We start from the raw sequence: 19,501 nt of genomic DNA, 5'->3' as shown, positions 1-19,501 counted from the left end.
GGTCAGCTCGCCTGCTTCTTCTCGGCGGGTGCTTTCTTCGCCGCGGGCTTCTTGGTGGGCGCCTTCTTCGCGGGTGCCTTCGTCTTCGCCGGGGCCTTCTCCGCCGTCGACTTCGTCGCCGGGGCCTTCGCAGCCGGCGCCTTCTTCTTGGAGCCGGACGCGCTCTCGTCGGACGCCGACGACGACCGCGACCGGGACGCCGAACGCGACCCCGGGCCTCCCGTCCGCTTCTTGTCCACGGACGCACGCAGGGCGGCCATCAGGTCGAGGACGTCGCCGCCCTCGCCCTCGTCGTCCTCGTCGTCCTTCGCGCCGAACGTCTTCTCGGTGTCGATGTCGTCACCGGCGTCGAGCTTGGCGTCGATGAGCTGCTGCAGTTCCTCTTGGTAGGAGTCGGTGTACCGGTCCGGATCGAAGTCGGTCGACATGCTCTCGACGAGCGAGGACGACATCTTCAGCTCGTTCGCGCTCACCTTGACCGAGGCGTCGAGGGCCGTGAAGTCGGCGGCCCGCACCTCGTCGCCCCAGAGGAGCCCCTGCAGCAGGATGACGTCGTCGTGCACGCGGAGCACGCCGAGCCGGGTCTTCTGGCGCAGCGTGAACTGCACGATCGCGAGCCGGTCGGTCTTCGCCAGGGTCTCGCGCAGCAGCACGTACGCCTTCGGAGAGCGCGAGTCGGGCTCGAGGTAGTACGTCTTCTCGAACATCATCGGGTCGACCTGGTCGACGGGCACGAACTCGAGCACCTCGACCTCGTGCGACTGTTCCTCGGGGAGCTGTTTGAAGTCGTCGGCGGTGAGCACGACGGTCTTGTCGCCGTCGTCGTACGCACGCTGGATGTCGGCGTACTCGACCTCGTGACCGAACTCGCAGACGCGCTTGTACCGGATGCGGCCCTTGTCCTCGTCGTGGACCTGGTGCAGGGACACGTCGTGCGTCTCGGTGGCCGCGTAGACCTTGATGGGCACGTTGACGAGCCCGAACGCGATGGAGCCCTTCCAGATCGACCTCATGCGCACATGATGCCCGTCTGCGCAGGGGAGCGCGCGCAGCCGACGGGTTCTCCACAGATCCGGGTTCACTGGACCGTCGACCGGCCGACGCGAGCACGATGGTCGCATGAGCCAGCTCGACAAGCAGGACCCGCGCTCGCAGTTCGCCCGGCCGCCGTTCCCCGCGCAGACCCAACAGGGGTCCGGCCTGGCGAGCGCGATGGACCCGCCACCCGACCACGGCGAGGTGTCCTACCTCGGCACGGGGCGGATGCGCGGGTACCGGGTGCTCGTCACGGGCGCGGATTCCGGCATCGGTCGGGCTGCGGCGATCGCGATGGCGAAGGAGGGCGCCGACGTCGCGCTGAACGCCCTGCCCGAAGAACTCGACGACCTGACCGAGGTGCGCGACCTGATCGCCGACCTCGGGCGCAACGCGGTCATGCTGCCCGGTGACCTGACGGACGAGGGCTTCTGCGACGAACTCGTCCGGACCGCGGTGCGCGACCTCGGCGGGCTGGACGCCCTCGTCCTGGTGGCCGGACACCAGCTGGTGCACGAGGACGTCACCGAGCAGTCGACCGAGGACTTCGACCGCACGATGAAGGTGAACCTGTACTCGCTGTTCTGGCTGGTGCGGGCCGCCGTGCCGCACATGGCACCGGGCAGCGCCATCGTGACGACGAGCTCCGTGTCGGCGTACCAGCCGCAGGACCGCATGATCGACTACGCGGCGACGAAGGCCGCGATCATCACGTACACGAACGGCCTGGCGCGGCAGCTCGCGGCGAAGGGGATCCGGGCGAACACCGTGGTGCCCGGCCCGGTGTGGACGCCGCTGCAGCCGATCAGCTACCCGGGCGACGAGATCGCACGGTACGGACAGGACACCCCGTTCGGTCGGCCGGCGCAGCCCGTCGAGCTCGGCAGCGCCTACGTGTACCTGGCGGGGCCGGAGTCGTCGTACACCTCGGGCACGACCCTGACGGTGGCGGGAGCGACGGGGGTGGCACTGTGAGTCCGGCGTCGCGCAAGACCGTCGTGCTGGTGGGGGACCGGCGACTCGCGCTGACGAACACCGACAAGGTGCTCTACCCCGAGACCGGCACGACCAAAGGGCGGGTGATCGAGTACTACGAGCGCGTGGCGCCGTGGATGATCCCGCACGTCAAGGACCGACCGGTCACCCGGAAACGATGGGCGAACGGCGTCGACGGCAAGGTCTTCTTCGAGAAGAACCTGCCGGACTCCGCCCCGGACTGGGTCCGCCACCACACCATCCACCACGCGGAGCACGACAACGAGTACCCGATCGTCGACGACCTGCCGACCCTGGTGTGGATGGCGCAGCAGGCCGCGCTCGAGCTGCACGTGCCGCAGTGGCGGTTCGGCCCGCGCGGTGGGCAGCAGAACCCCGACCGGCTCGTGCTCGACCTGGACCCCGGCGAGGGCGTCGGCCTGCCGGAGTGCGTCGAGGTCGCGATCGCCGCGCGCGAGATCCTGCACGGCATGGGACTCGACCCGTACCCGGTCACCTCCGGGTCGAAGGGCATCCACCTGTACGCCGCCCTGGACGGCCGCTCCACCACGGCGCACGTGTCCGACGTCGCGCACGAACTCGCGAAGGCCCTCGAGCAGGACCTGCCCGACCTGGTGCTGTCGTCGATGAGCCGGGCGGAGCGCACCGGCAAGGTGTTCGTCGACTGGTCGCAGAACAACGGCAACAAGACGACCATCGCGCCGTACTCCCTGCGCGGGCGGGATCGACCGACGGTCGCTGCGCCCCGCACCTGGAAGGAGCTCGAGGAGCGCGGGCTCGCCCAGCTGACGCTGGACGACGTGCTCGAACGTCTGCAGGCGCACGGGGACCACCTGCACCCGGTCGCGTCCGCCTCGTTGGCCGTCGGACGCGACGACCACGGTCACTGGGACGGCGACCGGACCGAGCGTGCGAACGCGGCCGAGCAGCCGGCCCGCGACCGGCTCACCGCGTACCGCGCGAAGCGCGACGCCGCGAAGACGCCGGAGCCGGTGCCCGAAGGGGCCCCCACGGTCCGGACGGACGGCACCCCGACCTTCGTGATCCAGGAGCACCACGCCACCCGCGACCACTACGACTTCCGGCTCGAGCACGACGGCGTGCTCGTCAGCTGGGCCCTGCCGAAGGGCGAACCGACCGACCCCGGCAAGAACCACCTCGCGGTGCAGACCGAGGACCACCCGCTCGAGTACGGCGCCTTCGAGGGCACGATCCCGAAGGACGAGTACGGCGGCGGCACGGTGACGCTCTGGGACGACGGCACCTACGAGCTCGAGAAGTGGCGCGACGGCGAAGAGGTCATCGTCACCCTGCACGGCCGGACCGGCGGCGCTCGCCGACTCGCACTCCTGCACACCCGCGGCCGGGGCGGTGCCGGCGACGAGAAGAACTGGCTCATCCACCGCACCAAGGAGCAACCCGACCGACTGCCGGACGCGGGTGGCGCGACGGACGCGGGACGGCCCTCCCGTCAGTCCTCCGGACACCGGGACGGACAGCGGCGCATCAGCGGAGCCAGCCCCGCGGACACCGCGCCGGGGGACCGTCGGACGATGCAGGCCACGCTGGCCAAGGACGCGCCCCGGCTGGACCCGGCGGACTGGGCGTTCGAGATGAAGTGGGACGGCGTGCGGGCCCTCGCGACCGTCCGTGACGGCTCGGTCATGCTGCGGAGCCGGAACGACAACGACCTGACGGCGCAGTACCCGGAACTCCAGGAACTCGGCGAGCGTGCCGGGGTCGACGGGGTGTTCGACGGTGAGATCGTGGCGTTCGACGACCGGGGTCGCCCGAGCTTCCAGCTCCTGCAGAACCGGATGGGGCTCACGAAGGCGCGCGAAGTCCGTGCAGCGCAGCAGGAGACCCCCGTGCGGTTCCTGCTGTTCGACGTGCTCGAGGCGGACGGGCATGAGCTCACCCGGCTCGCCTACGACGCCCGACGCCAGGCACTCGAGACGGTCGTGGCGCCCGGCGGGGCCATCGACGTGCCGGCGGTGTCCCAAGGGGACCTCGACCACGTGATGGCTGCGTCGCAGGAGCAGGGCCTCGAAGGGGTCGTCGCGAAGAAGCGCAGTTCGAAGTACGCCGAGGGCAGGCGGTCCGAGGCCTGGCTGAAGCTGAAGCACCACGCCACGCAAGAAGTCGTGGTCGGTGGGTGGAAGCCCGGCAGCGGCCGCCGGGCGGGCGGCATCGGCTCGTTGCTGCTGGGCGTGCCCGGTCCGGAGGGCCTCGAGTACGTCGGCAAGGTCGGCACCGGGTTCCGCGACCGCGAACTCGACGAGATCGCCGAGGTCCTGCGACCGATCGACCGGAAGACCTCGCCGTTCGTCGACGTCCCGCGGGTCGACGCGCCTGACGCCCACTGGGTGACGCCGAAGCACGTCGGCGAGGTCGAGTTCGCCGAGTGGACCGGCGACGGACGCCTGCGGCAGCCGTCCTGGCGGGGATGGCGCACGGACAAGGCCCCCGCGGACGTCGTGCGCGAGACCTGAGTCGGCTCGCTCATGCGTGCGCATGGGGTCAGCCCGTGGCGAAATTCCGTCCCCCGTCCGGCGCCCGCTCGGGGGACGTTTCCGGACCGCCACCCGACGACCTGCCGTCGGCTGTTACGTTCACCGGGACGAAAGGGCCTGGGGATGAGCTCGAGCAAGTACCTGCCGCCGTTCACGGCCGCGGAACGCGTCGCGATCAACGGGGGTCGCGTGGCGCACACCCCGGCCGCTCCGGTGATCGTGGTGGCGGACACCGAGGCGACCTACGCGGACTTCCTCGCGGACGACACCGACGAGTAGCAGGCGAGCACTCGTCGGTGTCGATCGTGTGGAAGACGGCCCGTGCGCCGGATCAGGGAACGCACGGGCCGCCGCCGGAGCGCCGTGACCGACCGTTCAGGGGTGGCCGGCCACGGCGCGCTCGCACCAGGCGCGCAGAGGCGCACCTGGTAGGCACGTACTCAGGACGAACCGACCGGCCGATTCGTCACACGAGAACCCCAGATCCCGGCAGAGGAGCTGCACCTGTCCAGCGACGAAGCCCTCGCGGCGCTGTCCGATGCGTCGCTCGTGGAGCGCAGCGCCGACGGTGACACGGCGGCGTTCGGCGTGCTCATCCGCCGGTACGGGCCGCACATGCGTGCCTACGCGGCGCGCATCCTCGGGTACGGCGACGGTGAAGCCGACGACGCCGTCCAGGAAGCCGCGCTGCAGGCCTGGCAGCGCATCGACCGGGTCGAGGACCCCGACCGGGTGCGCAACTGGCTGTTCCGGATCGCAGCGAACAAGGCACTCGACCGTCTTCGTCGTCGACACCCGCACGACGACCTGGAGACGATGGCCGATGCGCCGGACGACCGTGCCGTCGACGAGGTGGTCGCGACCCGGATGCAGGTGCGGGAACTCGCGCGTATCGTGCAGGCACTCCCGGACGCACAGCGCGCCGTCTGGGTGATGCGCGAAGTCGGCGGCGCACCGTACGCCGAGATCGCCGAGGCGACCGGGCTGTCCGGTCCGACCGTCCGCGGCCTGCTCGCTCGCGCACGGCGCCGTGTGCTCGACCAGATGGAGGGGTGGCGATGACCGACGAGGTCGACGACCGTCACGGCGCCTTCACGCTGGACGAACTCTCCGACTACCTCGACGCCGACCGGACCCCGTTCCGGGCGGACATCGAGGGCGACCCCGATGCGGTCGTGGCACTCGACCGCCTGCACGCCCTGCGGGTGGCGTCACGGGACCTGCTCGACAGCGGCGAGCCAGCCGCCGGTGACGAGCGCTGGATCAGCTCGGTGCTCGCCTCGATCAGGACCACCGCGCACGCAGGCCGCGACATCCCCGTGCCGGACGACGACCCCGCCGCACACCTGGTCGTGACCGAGGGTGCGCTGCGCGGCCTCGTCCGGACCCTCGGCGACGACGTCCCCGGTGTCGTCGTCCGACGCACCCGGTTCAGCGGGGACGTCGGCGTCCCCGGAGGTGTCGTGGACGTCGAGGTCACCGTCGTGGTCACCCTCGAGGCGTCCGTCGCGGAGCGTGCCGAAGCGCTCCGGGCACACGTCACGTCGGTGCTCGGGGCGCACGCACCGTTCACGCTCCGGACCGTGGTCGTCCGGGTCGCCGACGTCGTGGTCGGCGGGACACCGTGACCGCCGACGTCCGGGACGTCTCCCGCGAACTCACCGCAGCCGTGCTCGCGGTGCCCGGCGTCCGCTCCGTCCTGCCACCGGGCCCCGGCCTCGCCACGCTCGTCCGCGACGTCCGGTCCGTGCTGGACATCCCCCGGGACGGTGGCGCCGTCCTCGTGCAGGACCGCCCCGACGGCGCGCGCATCCGGGTGGTCGTGACGACCGATCGCGCGGTGCCGACGATCGCGGTCGTGCGGGCGGTACGCGACGCCGTGGCCGCAGCAGCGCGGCACGCCTTCGGCGCGGATCCCTCCGACGTCACCGTGCGGGTCGTCGAGATCGACTGACCGGCCGGCCGGTCCCACCGCGCGGCGGCTCGTAGTCGACGGCAGAGGTCGGGGCGGGCGACGACGGCATGGCCGGAGCGGCGGGCGCACCGAAGGCGTCGGCCGCGTCGAGCACCGCACGGGTCGCAGCGGCGGCTGTGCGGAGCGCGTCGCCGACCGGCATCGCACGGTGACCGGGGGTGCGGACCTCGACGCCCCATGGCTCGTCGAAGCCGAGGTCACGGACGGTGCGCACCAGGCCCGGCAGGTCCCAGGCACCCGCTCCGGGCAGGTACCGGGCGTCGCGCGATTCCTCGGACAGCGTCATGCCGGCCGGGGTGTGCAGGAGACCGTCGCTCAGCTCGACCGCCGCGAGCGTCGACGGTGCGACGGCCTGGCGGATCGATGCCAGCGTCGACCCGCCACGCAGGGTGTGCATCGCGTCGAGCAGCAACCCGCCGTTCGGGTGGCCGGCCGCCACGACGAAGCGCGACGCCCGTTCGATCGTCGGCAGGTTCGACCACGGCTCCGGTTCGAGGACGAGCTGCGCGCCGACGGCCGCGGCCTGGTCGGCCAGGACCGTCCAGTCGTCGGCCATGGTGATCGGTGAAGCGCCCGGCAACGTCGTGTCGGCACGTGCGATGACCTGCCAGGCGCGGAGCGCCGCGGCGGCCTCGAGGACCACTCCACGGTCGGCGGCGTCGTCGTCGGTGAGGCTCGCGCACGTCCACCAGCGGTCGAGCGGCCCCAGCTGGACCCAGACGATGCCCGCGCCGTCGAGCATGCGTCGGAGTTCAGCGAAGCCCGTCGTCGCGCGGACCTCGTGCAGGTCGTCGAGGGACAACGAGAGCCCGGCGAACCCGGCGGCACCGACCGCGTGGACGCGCTCGCGGATGGTCTCGTCGCCCGCCCACGTCCACGACGTCGCCAGCAGATCGTGTTCCATCACGGCCGTACCTCCGTCATCCCGGAGCAGCCGCAGACGCCCGTCGCGATGACCTGCCCCGTGTGTGCGACGCCGCGATCCCCACCGGGCGTCGATCAAGGGATACGCGCCGCCGCTGCGAGGGCTCCCAGCAGGCTGTCACACCCGCGAAACGGGCATCACACGATCCGGGTCCGGACCTCGCCGACACCCGCTATCGTGCCGACGGCCCGCTGACCGCGCTCCAGCGTCCCGACCCCCTCGGGAGTGCCGGTCATGAGCAGGTCTCCGGGGGCGAGCGCGACCGAACGCGACAGTGCCGCGATGGTCTCGGCTACCGACCAGATCTGGTCCGCCAGGTCGCCGAGTTGACGACGCTCGCCGTCGACGGTGAGTTCGATCGCACCCGTGGTCGGATCGATGCCCCGCGCCGGCGCGATCAGACCGATCGGCGCCGAGGCGTCGAACCCCTTCGCCGTGTCCCAGGGGCGTCCGAGTCGCTTGGCCTCGGACTGGAGGTCGCGTCGGGTGAGGTCGATGCCCACCGCGTAGCCCCAGACGTGGGCGAGGGCGTCGTCGACGCTGATGTCCGCGCCGCCGGTACCGATCGCGACGACGAGCTCGACCTCGTGCTCGAGCTGTGCGGTCTGCGGCGGGTACGGGGTGTCCGCGTCGTCGACGACGACGGCGTCCGCCGGCTTGGTGAAGAAGAACGGCGGCTCGCGATCCGGGTCGTGGCCCATCTCGCGTGCGTGCGCCGCGTAGTTGCGGCCGACGCAGAAGACACGGCGGACGGGGAAGCGCGCGACCGTCGTCGTGGGGACGGTCGGGAGGCTCGGGGCCGGGATCACGAGGTCGGTCACGGTCCCAGCGTGCCCGCCTCGCAGGGCATCGGTTCAGCTCTCACCGAAGGACGCCTCGTACTTGAGTTTCCGCGCACGGGCGCGCTCCTGCCGTTCGCGCCACTCGATCCGCATCTGCTCGAGCTGTTCTTCGGCGCCCTTGGCGCGCATGAGCGGACCGTAGTGGGGGCTCGCGAGGAGCCGTGGTGTCGTCATCTCGCGGTTGTCGAGCCATCGTTTGAACTCTTCATCAGTCAGTCTCGAGATCATCTGTGACCAGTCCTTCCTGTTGTGTCCGGGCTTCCGCTCGTGCTGCCTCGAAGCCGGCGAGGGCTGTGGACGTCCACGTGTCGTCATCGGTCGTCCAGCTCCGGCTCACCAGTGCCGCAGACATCACGGCCGCTGCGGCGCGCCTGTCCTCGTCGTCCGAGGTCGCTCGGTCGGCGACCCACGACCAACGCTGCCACCAGAGATCCCGGTGCCCCAAGAACTCTGTATTCCGCCGCCCAGCGCGCCCGTCGACGACCGACACGACCAACGCGCCGACGGCCACGAGGGCACCGACCACCGACACGACCGCACTCGTCACCGCGACATCCATGCGGACCAGCCTGACGCCACGGGACCGGCCACGCGGCGGGCGTGACCGGTCATGTGGACGGTGATCCGGGCCTCCCGGTCTGTGCAGGAGGGATCAGGCAGGCGCGTCCTGCGGCCAGCCCGAGAACTCCCAGCCGTCGACCGACCCGTGGTCCTCGCCCCGCGAGTAGGCGTACTCGCGCGCGGCGTCCCGAGCAGCGGTCAGCCGGTCGAGCAACTCGGCGTGCGCCCCCGCATCGACCCGCGTCAGGGCGTCGTGCGCGAGTGCGAAGCGGTCCATCTCGTTCCGCATGAGCATGTCGAACGGCGACGTCGTCGTGCCCTGCTCCAGGAACCCGTGCACGTGCAGGTCGTCGTGCCCGTTGCGGCGGTACGTCAGCTGGTGCACGAGCGACGGGTACCCGTGGAACGCGAAGACCGTCGGGGTCCCGGGCAGGAAGAGCTCGTCGTACTGCTCGTCGGGGATCGGGTGCTCGTGCTTGCGTGCATCTCCGAGCGACAGCAGGTCGACGACGTTGACGACACGGACGCCGACCCCGGGAGCGTGCTTCCGGATGATGTCCGCGGCGGCGACGGCCTCGACCGTGGGCACGTCCCCAGCGCAGGCGAGGACCACGTCGACGTGACCGACGGCCTGCTCGGTGCCGGCCCAGTCCCACACCCCGAGGCCGGCGTCGGCGTGGGCGACGGCGTCCTCGAGCGACAGGAAGACGGGCTCGGGGTGCTTGCCGGCGACGATCACCTCGATGCGGTCGGTGGTCTCGAAGGCGTGCGCGGCGACGGCGAGCAGGGTGTTCGCGTCGGCCGGCAGCTTGATCCGGACCAGGTCCTGCTGCTTGGACGCGACGACGTCGAGGAACCCCGGGTCCTGGTGGGAGAACCCGTTGTGGTCCTGCCGCCAGACGTGGGACGACAGCAGGATCGACAGGTTGGACACCGGCGCACGCCAGTCGATGTCGGTCGAGGACTCGAGCCACTTGGCGTACTGCCCGACCATCGAGTCGATGATGTGCGCGAACGCCTCGTACGTGTTCAGGAGTCCGTGCCGACCGGAGAGGACGTAGCCCTCGAGCATGCCCTCGAGCAGGTGCTCGGACAGGACTTCGGTCACGCGGCCCCGCGCGGCGAGGTGCTCGTCGCCGGCCGCGCGCTGTGCACGCCACACCCGCGAGGTGACGTCGAACACGGCGTCGAGCTTGTTCGAGATCGTCTCGTCGGGGCCGAACAGCCGGAACGACGACGGGTTCTGCGTGATGAGCGCCGCGAGCCACGGTCCGAGCGTGCCGGTGGCCGAGGCGGTCGACCCCACGGGGACCCCGTACGCGTCGAGCGCGGGCCGGTCGAGGGGCGTCCGGATGCGCCCACCGTTGGCGTGGGGCGTGGCACTCATCCGCGCATCACCCGTCGGCCGGATGGTCGTCATGATGCCGACGGGGCTGCCGTCCGCGTCGAACAGTTCGTCGGGTCGGTAGGACCGCATCCACTCCTCGAGCTGGGCGCGGTGTCCGGGGTTCTCGCGGACCTCGGACAGCGGCACCTGGTGCGCACGGAACGTCCCCTCGATCCGCTGGCCGTCGACCTCCTTCGGCCCGGTCCACCCCTTCGGACTGCGCAGGATGATCATCGGCCAGCGGGGACGCAGGTCGGCGGCGCCGGCGGGTTGCCCGGCTGCCGCACGTTCGGCCTGCGCCCGGGCTGCCGCCTGGATGTCGTCGATCGACGCGAGCGCCCGACGCAGTGCGCCGTCGAACAGCGCGTGCACTGCGTACGGATCGTCGTCGACCCGCTTCGAGTCCACCACGATGGGGTCGTAGCCGAGGCCGCGGAAGTACGCGGTCAGGTCCTCGCCGGGGATGCGGGCGAGGATCGTGGGGTTCGCGATCTTCCACCCGTTCAGGTTGAGGATCGGCAGCACCGCGCCGTCGGACACGGGGTCGAGGAAGGTGTGTGCCTGCCACGACCCGGCGAGCGGCCCGGTCTCGGCCTCGCCGTCGCCGACGACGCAGGCGACCACGAGGTCGGGGTTGTCGAGCGCTGCACCGTAGGCGTGCGCGAGGGAGTAGCCGAGCTCACCGCCCTCGTTGATCGACCCCGGGGTGTCGGGCGCCGCGTGCGAGGGGATCCCGCCGGGGAACGAGAACTGCCGGAAGAACCGCTGCAGGTCGTCGTCGGCGTACAGCTCGCCCCAGGTGCCGTCGAGCCAGGCGTTGGCGTTCATCGCCGGACCGCCGTGGCCGGGTCCGCAGACGTAGAGGAACTCCCGTCCGGTCTCGGCGATGAGGGCGTTGCAGTGCGCGTACACGAGGTTGAGTGCCGGCGACGTGCCCCAGTGGCCGAGCAGCCGTGGCTTGATGTCGTCCGGTTCGATCGGCCGGCTGAGCAGTGGGTTGTCCAGCAGGTAGATCTGCCCGACCGTCAGGTAGTTGGCGGCGCGCCACCAGGCGTCGACCGCGCGGAGTCGATCGGTCGTGGAGATCTGTGCAGGAGCCATGTCCCCACGCTACGAAACCCGTGCCCGGCGAACCTCAGGAAAGACGTTCCAAACCGATCGGCGAGGGGCGCCGAATGACTTGCACAGGGCAGAAGCCCAGGGCGCTTCCCGGTCACACCCGGCCGGTCTGCAGCTCCCACTCAGCAAAGGATTGTTCACCATGCGCAAGAGCCTGAAGACCTCCATCACCCTCGCCACGACCGGCGCCCTCGTCCTCGGCGGTGCCGCGTTCGGCATCTCCTCCGCCCAGGCAAGCACCCCGGCGATCCACACGGTGTCGTCGTCGTCGAAGATCCCCGCACCCGTCGCCTCGGTCCCCGAGGTCCTCGGCGGTTCCACCGCCGTGAAGCTCGACTCCGGCTTCACCGACGCCCTCACCGCCCTGAAGCTCACCCCCGGCGTCTCCGGCGACGCGACCCTGGCTGACGGGTCGGTGTCGTTCCCGATCACCGCCGGATCGGTCACGTACTGGTCGCCGGACGGCAACTACAAGCCCTACGTGCAGGGCCTGCTCAACCACGACGACTCCGGCCTCACCCTGAAGGCCGGCGACACCACCGTCACGCTGGAGAACTTCGTCGTCAACCCGGGCTCCTCGAAGCTCTACGGTGACGTCCTGGTCAACGGCAAGGTCGCCGCGTCCAACGCGTACCTGTTCGAGCTCTGGGGCGGTTCCCTCAAGCCCCTCCAGCTCGAGGGCGACAACGCCATCCTGACCGGCACCACCGTCCACGTCTCCGAAGACGCAGCCGGCCTGCTGAACAAGACCTTCGGCACCGACGCCGTCAAGCGCGGCCTCCTCGTCGGCACCGCCACCATCACCGCACAGATCAAGTAACACCCAGCACCACACGCACCACCGCACCACACGAGAAGGGCCGCCCCGGACAACCGGGACGGCCCTTCCGTCGTGTTCAGCGCCAGCGACGCCACCACCGGTGACGACGGTCGTCAGACGCGGCCGTCAGCGCAGCCGCAGCCGCTGCGGCGGACGCGAGACGGGCCTCCCGGCGCTCTCGCCACGCGACCAGCTCGTCGTCGACGTCCCGCAGCGGCGTGACCACCGGCGGCCCGCCGAGCAGCTGCCGCCGGGCTTCCTTCACGCGTGCGTTGAAGTCCACCAGGACGTCGCGGACGTCGGCCTCTGTCGACAGCGCGTCGAGGGCATCGTCGAGCTCGGCGTCCTCGGTCCGGAGCGCCAGAGCCGGCGGCGCGATGCCGCGGATGTCCTCGCGTTCGATCTTCGAGCGGATCCACCAGTCCGGGTCGTGCTGCCCGTCGTTCCCGGGCAAGGGCTTGCCGTGGTACGGATTGCCCTCGAAGACGCCACGGCGCTCGGCCTCTTCGATCTGGGCCCGCGCGTGGGCGGCGACGTCGGCAGCCTTCAGCAGCCGGCGTTCCTCGCGCACCTCGTCCGGATCGAGGGACCCCCGCTCGATCTCACTGTCGACCAGCTGCTGGTACCGGTAGCGAGCGGCCCTGCGGAGCCGGTCCATCCGTGCATCGACGTCGTTCATGACCCCTCCATGATCACTCCGGGTGGTCGTTCCCGCCAGTCAGTTCCTCGATCGTGAGCGCAGCCTGGATCAGCGCCAGGTGCGAGAGGCCCTGCGGGATGTTGCCCATGAAGGAACCGTCCTCGCTGATCATCTCGCTGAACAGCCCGACGTCGTTCGCCTGACCGACCATCTCGTCCATGAGCCGGTGGGCGTCGTCGACCCGTCCCGTGCAGGCCATCGCCGCGGCGAGCCAGAACGAGCACGCGACGAAGGGGGACTCCTCGTCCTCGATGCCCGAGTAGCGGTACACCAGCGGGCCGCGCTGGAGCTGCTCCTCGATCGCTCGGATCGTCGACGCCATGCGAGGGCCCCGGTCGAAGGCGCTCATCGCGTGCAGCAGGATCGACGTGTCGAGCGCGTCCGAGCCCGGGAACATCACGTAGTGGCCGCGGTCCTCGTCCCACCCGTGTTCCGCGACCCACTGCTTGATCAGTTCGCGGTTCTCGACCCACTTCGCACGCGGCCCGTCGATCATGCCGGCGTCGTGCAGCTCCACCGCGGCGTCGAGGGCCTGCCAGCACCCGATCTTGCTCGTGACGTAGTGCTGGGTGTCCTCGAGCTCCCACATGCCCGAGTCCGGCTCCTCCCACCGGTGGCAGGCGTCGTCGGCGAGCCGCTGCAGGACCGCGGCGGTCTTGCGGTCGAGGACGTTGCCGGCGTCGACGTACTGGCGGAGGATCTCGAAGACGTCCCCCCAGACCCCGAGCTGCAGCTGGTCGCCGGCCCGGTTGCCCACCGTGACCGGACCGATGCCGTTCCAGCCGGGCACGTCGCGCTCTTCGACGTCGTCGCTCTTCGTGCCGTCGAGCTGGTAGAAGATCGGCATGTCCTCGTCGTGCTCGGCGATGGTGCGCATCACCCACGAGACCGCCGCGTGCGTCTCCTCGCGCAGGCCGAAGCGGGTGAGCGCGTGGACCGTGTACGACAGGTCGCGCACCCAGGCGAACCGGTAGTCCCAGTTCTTGCCGCCGGTGCGGTCCTCGGGCAGGCTCGTCGTCGGCGCTGCAGCGATCGCGCCCGTCGGCGAGAAGATGAGCAGCTTGAGGGCGAGGGCGCTGCGCTGCACCGCTTCGGCCCAGGGGCCGTCGTAGGAGAACTCCTCCGACCAGGTCGCCCAGTTGTCGATCGTCCGGTCCATCGCGGCGAGGGCGCTCTCCGGCCGCGGCATGAAGATCGGTTCGTCGTGGGTGCCGACGATGGTCAGGATGTGCTTCGAGTCGTCGCCGGTGGTGAACCGCCCGGAGAAGCGCGGGCCGTCGTCGTGCGCCGGGTCGAATCCCTGCTCGACGATGGCGATGGTGACGCCGTCGATCCCGATCACGGCACCGTTCGCGGTGTCGAGGCGCTTCGGCTCGGCGGTGCCCAACAGCGTGCCGGGCACGACCGCCCACTCGAGGTCGACGGTGCCGCTGACCCCTTGGACGCAACGGGCGATCTCGGCCCACGGCAGGCGTCCGGCGACACCGGTGACCATGGCGTCGGTGACGGTGCAGCTGCCGGTCGTCGTCGTCCACGTGGTGACGAGGACGTTGGTGCCGGGCAGGTACTCGCGACTGACCTCGGCCGACCGGTCCACCGGCCGGAGGGCAACGTGGCCGCCGTGCTCGGAGTCGAGGATTCCCGCGAACACGGGCGGTGAGTCCATCGAGGGGATGGGCAGCCAGTCGATCTGCCCGTCGCGGGCGATCAGGGCGACGGTGCGGCCGTCGCCGATCGCTCCGTAGGTGCGGAGCGGGGCGTACCCGTCGGTGCGTGCATGGGTGTCGACCGCGTCGAGGGTGTCTTCCGTGCGCTCCGTCATGCACCCAGCCTGCCCTGGCCCGGAGCCCGACCATCAGGCGGACGTACCCCGCTGTGGACGACGTGCACCGCGCCTCCCGGCTGTGGACGAACCGACAGCGCAGGTCGGCGGACGGACCGATCCGACAGCGCAGGTCGGCGGACGGACCGTCAGCGTCTGCCGGGCGCCGCGACGAAGGCGACGAGGTGGTCGAGCAGCACCCGTCGGAGCGGGACGGACGACCAGCCGTGGTCGCCGTCCTCGACGGCGGTGAACGTCGCACCGGGGAGCAGATCGCCGTACCGCTGCCCGTACTCGAGCGGCACGATCTGGTCAGCGGTGCCGTGCAGGACCTCGGCGGGTCCCGTGTAGGCCGCGATCGACGCGTACACGTCGAGGCCGGAAGTCACCTCGTCGATGAACGCGGTACCCAGCGCCATGCCGCCGAAGTCGAACCAGCCGTGTTCCCGGGCGGGGGCCAGCGGTCGGCCCTGGATCTCGTCGTCCCTGGCGATGTCGTCCACGACGACCCCTGCCGGGGACCACAGCGTCAGGGTCGCCACGAGGTCGGGCACCCGCGAAGCGGCGATGGCCGACTCGACGGCGCCGAGGCTGTGCGACACGACGTGCACCGGCCGACCCGCGTCCGTCGCGAGCGTCCGGATCATGGAGCTGACCTGGTCGACCTCGTCACTGATGGTGATGTCGGTGAAGTCCCCGTCGCTGGTGCCGTGCCCGAGTCGGCTGTAGGAGCGGACCCCGACGCCGCGCTCGGCCAACGTGCGGGCGGTCTGCACGAAGAGCTGCTGGCCGCCGGTGTCGGTGCTCCCGAAACCGTGGACGAGCAGGGCGGGTCCCGGTGCTCCGGGCGCGTCGCCGCCACCATCGGGCGGAGCGACCTCGCCGAGTTGCCATCCGTGGAGTGTCTGGCCGCGGTGGCGGAGCGTCACCCGGACGAACGCGGGCATCAGTTCGTCCGGTCCGCGAAACCGGCTGGCAGGTCGTCGGGGGCGGTGTCGACCACGGACTCGTCGTCCACGCCGACGTGCTCGAAGAGGGTGATGCGGGCGAACTCGGGCACGACGTAGATCGGGTAGGTGGGGCCCTGGTCGCGGTACTCGCGCATGCGGTCGAGGTGGTCGTTCTGGAAGAGCACCGTCTTGCTGCCGTCCTCCTCCACCCAGCGCGGGAAGAAGATCGTGCCGTGCAGGACGCGCTCGTCGGGGACGACCGTGACGACCACGCTGGTGCCCGTCGGCTCGTTCCACGACACCTTGTAGACGCCGGCGGTGAGCGCGACGAGGTCGACCTGCTGGTCCTTCACCCAGCGACCGCCGACCATGCCGGAGTGGATCCGGTAGTCGATGGTGGTCGCGTTCTTGACGTACATCTCGTACTGCCAGCCGTTCGCGTACGTGTACACGAAGCGGTGGCCGACGATGCCGGAGAGGTCCTGCTCGGGGACGGGGTGCTCGACGCTGGTGCTGGAGTTCATGTTTTGAGTTTGCTACCGAACTGCGTTTGTTGCAAGCGTAATTTTGATGACTAGCCTGGGAACGTGGACGAGCGACCGGACGACCCCGACCTGCGCCGGGTGGCCCGGCGGTTGAGCGCGGAGATCGGTCCGTTCCGACGGACGCTGCTCACCACAGCCCGACGTTCCGTCGCCCTCCCCGACATCCCCGACGCGCAGATCGAGGTGCTCCGACGGCTCGACGAGGACGGCTGGTCGAGTCCCACCGTGCTCGGCCGGTCCCTCGGGCTCGCCCGGTCGACGGTGAGCAACCTCGTCGCTGCGATGGAGGGCGACGGCTTGGTCGAACGACGGCTGGCGCGCGGCGACGGCCGGAGCACCGAGGTCGGGCTGACCGACCTCGCCCGACGTCGACTGGCCGACTACGACGCCTCTGCCGAGCGGGTGCTCGTCGATGCCATGGCGGCCCTGTCCGACGACGACCAGCAAGCGCTCGCCGATGCGATGCCGGTGCTGGAACGACTGCGCGCCGGGCTCGACGGGCGCGCGGCACCAGACGGGCGCGCGGGGCTCGCCGCGCCCTGACCGGCACGCGCGCCGACCTCCTCTCGCCGGGCTGGACGATCCCGTGTGCGACGTCCGCTCCGGACCCGCGCAACCCGGGCGTGTCGCACTTGTGCACCCCGGGCGTGTCGCACTACTGTCGCTCTCCTGCCCATCGGCAGGAACGCCAGCGGCACCAAGGCCGTCGGCAGGACCGCCCGCCCCGGGCACACCGGAAGGACCGCGCATGCGCGCCGTGCACAACAGCGAACACCGCGTCGAGCTCACGCTCGCCGCGATCGCCGTGCTGCCCGAACCGCAGCAGCAGCGGTCCCTCCGCTATCCCGCGTAGGCACGGAACGTCCCACGACGCCCCGTGCCCACCCGGCCCGGGGCGTTCGTCATCGCTGCCTCTCCCGGTCGCCCGCCCGGCGACGACCGAGAGGCACGGCGCACGTCCGTCCCGGACCGTCATCGAAGACCGTCCAGACGACCGTCCGGACGACCGTCCGGACGACCGTCCAGAAAGCGAGACGAAGCAATGGAGAAGATCAACGACCGGCTGCTCAGCTGGGCCTCGATGCTCGAGGACAACACCGAGCAGCAGGCCCGCACCACCGCACGGATGCCGTTCGTGTTCCCGCACCTGGCCCTGATGCCGGACGCCCACCTCGGCCTCGGCGCCACCGTCGGGTCGGTCATCCCGACCCTCGGCGCGGTCATGCCGGCAGCCGTCGGCGTCGACATCGGCTGCGGCATGATCGCGGTCCGGACCCAGTTCACGACGGCCGATCTGCCCGACGACCTGCAGGAGCTGCGCGAGCAGATCGAGCGCGCCGTCCCGCTGTCGGCGGGTGCCTCGAACCGGAAGGTCGTCGCGACCGCCGCACCCCGCATCGCGGAGCTCGAGGCGATGGCCGAGGCCGCCGGCTTCGACCCCGCGCAGGTGCACGGCGGCTGGCGGAACCAGCTCGGCACGCTCGGCTCCGGCAACCACTTCATCGAGGTCTCCCTCGACGAGCAGGACCGGGTCTGGCTCTTCCTGCACTCCGGATCGCGGGGCGTCGGCAACAAGATCGCGCAGCGCCACATCACGGTCGCCAAGCGGCTGATGGAGCGCTGGTGGATCCAGCTGGCGGATCCCGACCTGGCCTACCTGGTCGAGGGCACGCCCGAGTTCGACCGGTACATCGCCGAGCTGCGGTGGGCACAGCACTTCGCCCTGCTCAACCGTGAGGAGATGATGGACCGGGTCGTCCGGCAGCTGTCCGAGGTCGTCGGGACCCCGGTCGACGAGCAGGAGCGCATCAACTGCCACCACAACTTCACGCAGCGCGAGACGCACTGGGGGAAGTCCGTGTGGGTGTCGCGCAAGGGTGCGATCCAGGCGAAGGCCGGCCAGGCCGGCCTGATCCCCGGGTCGATGGGCACGGCGTCGTACGTCGTCGAGGGCCTCGGCAACAAGCCGTCGCTCGAGTCGTCGCCGCACGGTGCCGGCCGGCTGTTCTCGCGGAGCGCCGCCCGGCGGACGTTCACGCACGACCAGCTGCGCGAGGCGATGGTCGGCATCGAGTACCGCGACACCGACGCGTTCCTCGATGAGATCCCGGCCGCCTACAAGCCGATCGACCAGGTGATGGCGGACGCGTCGGAGCTCGTGTCGATCCGGCACACGCTCCGGCAGATCGTCAACGTGAAGGGTGACTGATGACGGTGCGGACGGGAGGCGCGGTTCGGACCCGCCCCGCGCCTCCCGTCCGGTGCCGGTGAGCGTCCACCGCCCGGCGCGGCCCGGACAGACCGGCTCGCGTCGGGCACGCTTGACCGGATGAGTGACACAGCAGAGCAGGCAGCACGGGAGACCGGACGACAGGTCCGACGAGCGGCGGACAGCCGGTGGTTCGAGCTGACCGCTCGCGCCGGGTTCGTCGGCAGCGGCATCGTCCACCTGCTGATCGGGTACCTCGCGATCCTGCTCGGCATCGGCAACGCGTCCTCCGGTGGTGAGACCGACCAGTCCGGGGCGCTGCAGCAGATCGCCGCCGTGCCGGGCGGGGTCTTCCTGCTCTGGCTCATCGCGATCGGCACCGCCGCGCTCACCGTGCGGCTGATCGTCGAGGCCGTCGTCGGCGGCCGGTCGGACAGCACACGTGGGTGGCTCGCCCGGGCGAAGGACGTCGCGAAGGCCGTGGTCTACGGCATCATCGCGTACTCGTCGGCGTCGTACGCCCTCGGCGCCGGGTCGAGTTCCAGCAGCTCGTCGCAGAGTGCCGCGGCGAAGACCCTCGCGACGCCCGGTGGCGTGTTCGTGCTGCTCCTCGCCGGCGCGATCGCGGTCGCCGTCGGCATCGGTCTCGTGGTGATCGGCTGCCGCCGGTCGTTCCGCAAGCAGATCACGCGGCCGTCGGGTCAGCTGGACCGCGTGGTCACGGTGCTCGGGATCGTCGGCTACGTCGGCAAGGGCATCGCCGTCGTCATCGTCGGCGTGCTCATCGGCGTGGCCGGACTGCGCAGCGACCCGGACCAGGCGACGGGCCTCGACGCGGCGTTCGACGCGGTGCGCTCGATGCCCGGTGGCGTGTTCGTCCTGGTCGCGATCGGCATCGGGTTCCTCGCCTTCGGCGTCTACAGCTTCTTCCGCGCGCGCTACGCCCGCCTCTGACCGACGCTGGCCGGCGGAGTTTCGCGCCCAGCGACACCGCACGCGCCCGAGCGCCCGTGAGGTGTCGCTCAGGCCGTGAACTCGGTGCGCCCCTCCGTCCGGCCCGACGGCGGGTATCGTGGGCGCTCGCCAGAACCGAGGAGACCCA

At 71.0% G+C, this 19,501-nt stretch carries 19 protein-coding genes; 10 read left to right on the top strand and 9 right to left on the bottom strand.

Features of this window, described 5'->3' with window-relative positions; all coding sequences use genetic code 11:
- Positions 1 to 2: 2 nt before the first annotated feature.
- Positions 3 to 1,013: a Ku protein gene (locus ITJ59_RS01975; RefSeq protein WP_194649459.1), complete on the bottom strand. Its 1,011-nt coding sequence runs from the start codon at positions 1,011 to 1,013 to the stop codon at positions 3 to 5.
- A gap of 106 nt (positions 1,014 to 1,119) precedes the next feature.
- On the opposite strand from ITJ59_RS01975, the gene ITJ59_RS01970 reads away from it, so the two are divergent.
- The 6 genes from ITJ59_RS01970 to ITJ59_RS01945 all read left to right on the top strand — a co-directional run bounded on the left by ITJ59_RS01970 (position 1,120) and on the right by ITJ59_RS01945 (position 6,498).
- A complete protein-coding gene (locus ITJ59_RS01970; RefSeq protein WP_194649458.1) occupies positions 1,120 to 2,010 on the top strand; it encodes an SDR family oxidoreductase in 891 nt (296 codons plus the stop codon).
- A complete protein-coding gene (locus ITJ59_RS01965; protein ID WP_194649457.1) occupies positions 2,007 to 4,523 on the top strand; it encodes an ATP-dependent DNA ligase in 2,517 nt (838 codons plus the stop codon). The genes ITJ59_RS01970 and ITJ59_RS01965 overlap by 4 nt, the downstream gene beginning before the upstream one ends.
- 144 nt (positions 4,524 to 4,667) lie before the next feature.
- A complete protein-coding gene (locus ITJ59_RS01960; RefSeq protein ID WP_194649456.1) occupies positions 4,668 to 4,823 on the top strand; it encodes a hypothetical protein in 156 nt (51 codons plus the stop codon).
- A 270-nt stretch (positions 4,824 to 5,093) separates the two neighbouring features.
- Entirely contained in the window at positions 5,094 to 5,606 is a 513-nt protein-coding gene (locus ITJ59_RS01955) for a sigma-70 family RNA polymerase sigma factor (RefSeq protein WP_323749368.1), read from the top strand.
- Positions 5,603 to 6,172, top strand: coding sequence for a hypothetical protein (locus ITJ59_RS01950; RefSeq protein WP_194649455.1), 570 nt, complete (start codon positions 5,603 to 5,605; stop codon positions 6,170 to 6,172). Before ITJ59_RS01955 ends, ITJ59_RS01950 begins: the two co-directional genes overlap by 4 nt.
- Positions 6,169 to 6,498 carry a hypothetical protein gene (locus ITJ59_RS01945; protein WP_194649454.1) on the top strand — a complete coding sequence of 110 codons (330 nt, stop codon included), beginning with the start codon at positions 6,169 to 6,171 and terminating at the stop codon, positions 6,496 to 6,498. The genes ITJ59_RS01950 and ITJ59_RS01945 overlap by 4 nt, the downstream gene beginning before the upstream one ends.
- Here ITJ59_RS01945 and ITJ59_RS01940 read toward each other — a convergent pair.
- The 4 genes from ITJ59_RS01940 to ITJ59_RS01925 all read right to left on the bottom strand — a co-directional run bounded on the left by ITJ59_RS01940 (position 6,470) and on the right by ITJ59_RS01925 (position 11,335).
- Positions 6,470 to 7,423: a sugar phosphate isomerase/epimerase family protein gene (locus ITJ59_RS01940; RefSeq protein ID WP_228510921.1), complete on the bottom strand. Its 954-nt coding sequence runs from the start codon at positions 7,421 to 7,423 to the stop codon at positions 6,470 to 6,472. The two genes, ITJ59_RS01945 and ITJ59_RS01940, sit on opposite strands and share 29 nt — an antisense overlap.
- A 158-nt stretch (positions 7,424 to 7,581) precedes the next feature.
- Positions 7,582 to 8,265, bottom strand: coding sequence for a fumarylacetoacetate hydrolase family protein (locus ITJ59_RS01935; protein ID WP_194649452.1), 684 nt, complete (start codon positions 8,263 to 8,265; stop codon positions 7,582 to 7,584).
- Between the two features lie 33 nt (positions 8,266 to 8,298).
- Positions 8,299 to 8,514 (bottom strand): hypothetical protein, encoded by a 216-nt coding sequence (locus ITJ59_RS01930; protein ID WP_194649451.1) that lies wholly within the window; start codon positions 8,512 to 8,514, stop codon positions 8,299 to 8,301.
- Between the two features lie 424 nt (positions 8,515 to 8,938).
- Positions 8,939 to 11,335, bottom strand: a complete 2,397-nt coding sequence (locus ITJ59_RS01925; protein WP_194649450.1) for a phosphoketolase — start codon at positions 11,333 to 11,335, stop codon at positions 8,939 to 8,941.
- A 160-nt stretch (positions 11,336 to 11,495) separates the two neighbouring features.
- Between ITJ59_RS01925 and ITJ59_RS01920 the strand changes: the two genes are divergently transcribed.
- Positions 11,496 to 12,173, top strand: coding sequence for a hypothetical protein (locus ITJ59_RS01920; protein WP_194649449.1), 678 nt, complete (start codon positions 11,496 to 11,498; stop codon positions 12,171 to 12,173).
- 76 nt (positions 12,174 to 12,249) lie between these two features.
- On the opposite strand, the gene ITJ59_RS01915 is transcribed toward ITJ59_RS01920, so the two are convergent.
- The 4 genes from ITJ59_RS01915 to ITJ59_RS01900 all read right to left on the bottom strand — a co-directional run bounded on the left by ITJ59_RS01915 (position 12,250) and on the right by ITJ59_RS01900 (position 16,169).
- Positions 12,250 to 12,852: a DUF1992 domain-containing protein gene (locus tag ITJ59_RS01915; RefSeq protein ID WP_194649448.1), complete on the bottom strand. Its 603-nt coding sequence runs from the start codon at positions 12,850 to 12,852 to the stop codon at positions 12,250 to 12,252.
- Between the two features lie 13 nt (positions 12,853 to 12,865).
- The gene (locus tag ITJ59_RS01910) at positions 12,866 to 14,695 is read right to left on the bottom strand and encodes a glycoside hydrolase family 15 protein (RefSeq protein WP_194649447.1); all 1,830 of its coding nucleotides are present in this window, start codon (positions 14,693 to 14,695) and stop codon (positions 12,866 to 12,868) included.
- Between the two features lie 149 nt (positions 14,696 to 14,844).
- Positions 14,845 to 15,642: an alpha/beta hydrolase gene (locus ITJ59_RS01905; RefSeq protein WP_194649446.1), complete on the bottom strand. Its 798-nt coding sequence runs from the start codon at positions 15,640 to 15,642 to the stop codon at positions 14,845 to 14,847.
- The gene (locus ITJ59_RS01900; protein ID WP_228510752.1) at positions 15,642 to 16,169 is read right to left on the bottom strand and encodes a phenolic acid decarboxylase; all 528 of its coding nucleotides are present in this window, start codon (positions 16,167 to 16,169) and stop codon (positions 15,642 to 15,644) included. Before ITJ59_RS01900 ends, ITJ59_RS01905 begins: the two co-directional genes overlap by 1 nt.
- A 63-nt stretch (positions 16,170 to 16,232) precedes the next feature.
- On the opposite strand from ITJ59_RS01900, the gene ITJ59_RS01895 reads away from it, so the two are divergent.
- From ITJ59_RS01895 to ITJ59_RS01885, 3 genes are all read left to right on the top strand, one after another.
- Positions 16,233 to 16,733: a MarR family winged helix-turn-helix transcriptional regulator gene (locus ITJ59_RS01895; protein WP_194649445.1), complete on the top strand. Its 501-nt coding sequence runs from the start codon at positions 16,233 to 16,235 to the stop codon at positions 16,731 to 16,733.
- Between the two features lie 499 nt (positions 16,734 to 17,232).
- Positions 17,233 to 18,399, top strand: coding sequence for an RtcB family protein (locus tag ITJ59_RS01890; protein ID WP_194649444.1), 1,167 nt, complete (start codon positions 17,233 to 17,235; stop codon positions 18,397 to 18,399).
- A gap of 120 nt (positions 18,400 to 18,519) precedes the next feature.
- Positions 18,520 to 19,353, top strand: a complete 834-nt coding sequence (locus ITJ59_RS01885; RefSeq protein WP_194649443.1) for a DUF1206 domain-containing protein — start codon at positions 18,520 to 18,522, stop codon at positions 19,351 to 19,353.
- The last annotated feature ends 148 nt before the right edge of the window (positions 19,354 to 19,501 follow it).

Source organism: Curtobacterium sp. VKM Ac-1393, assembly GCF_015350995.1.
Taxonomy (GTDB): domain Bacteria; phylum Actinomycetota; class Actinomycetes; order Actinomycetales; family Microbacteriaceae; genus Curtobacterium.
This window is presented reverse-complemented; position numbering and strand designations above follow the sequence as displayed.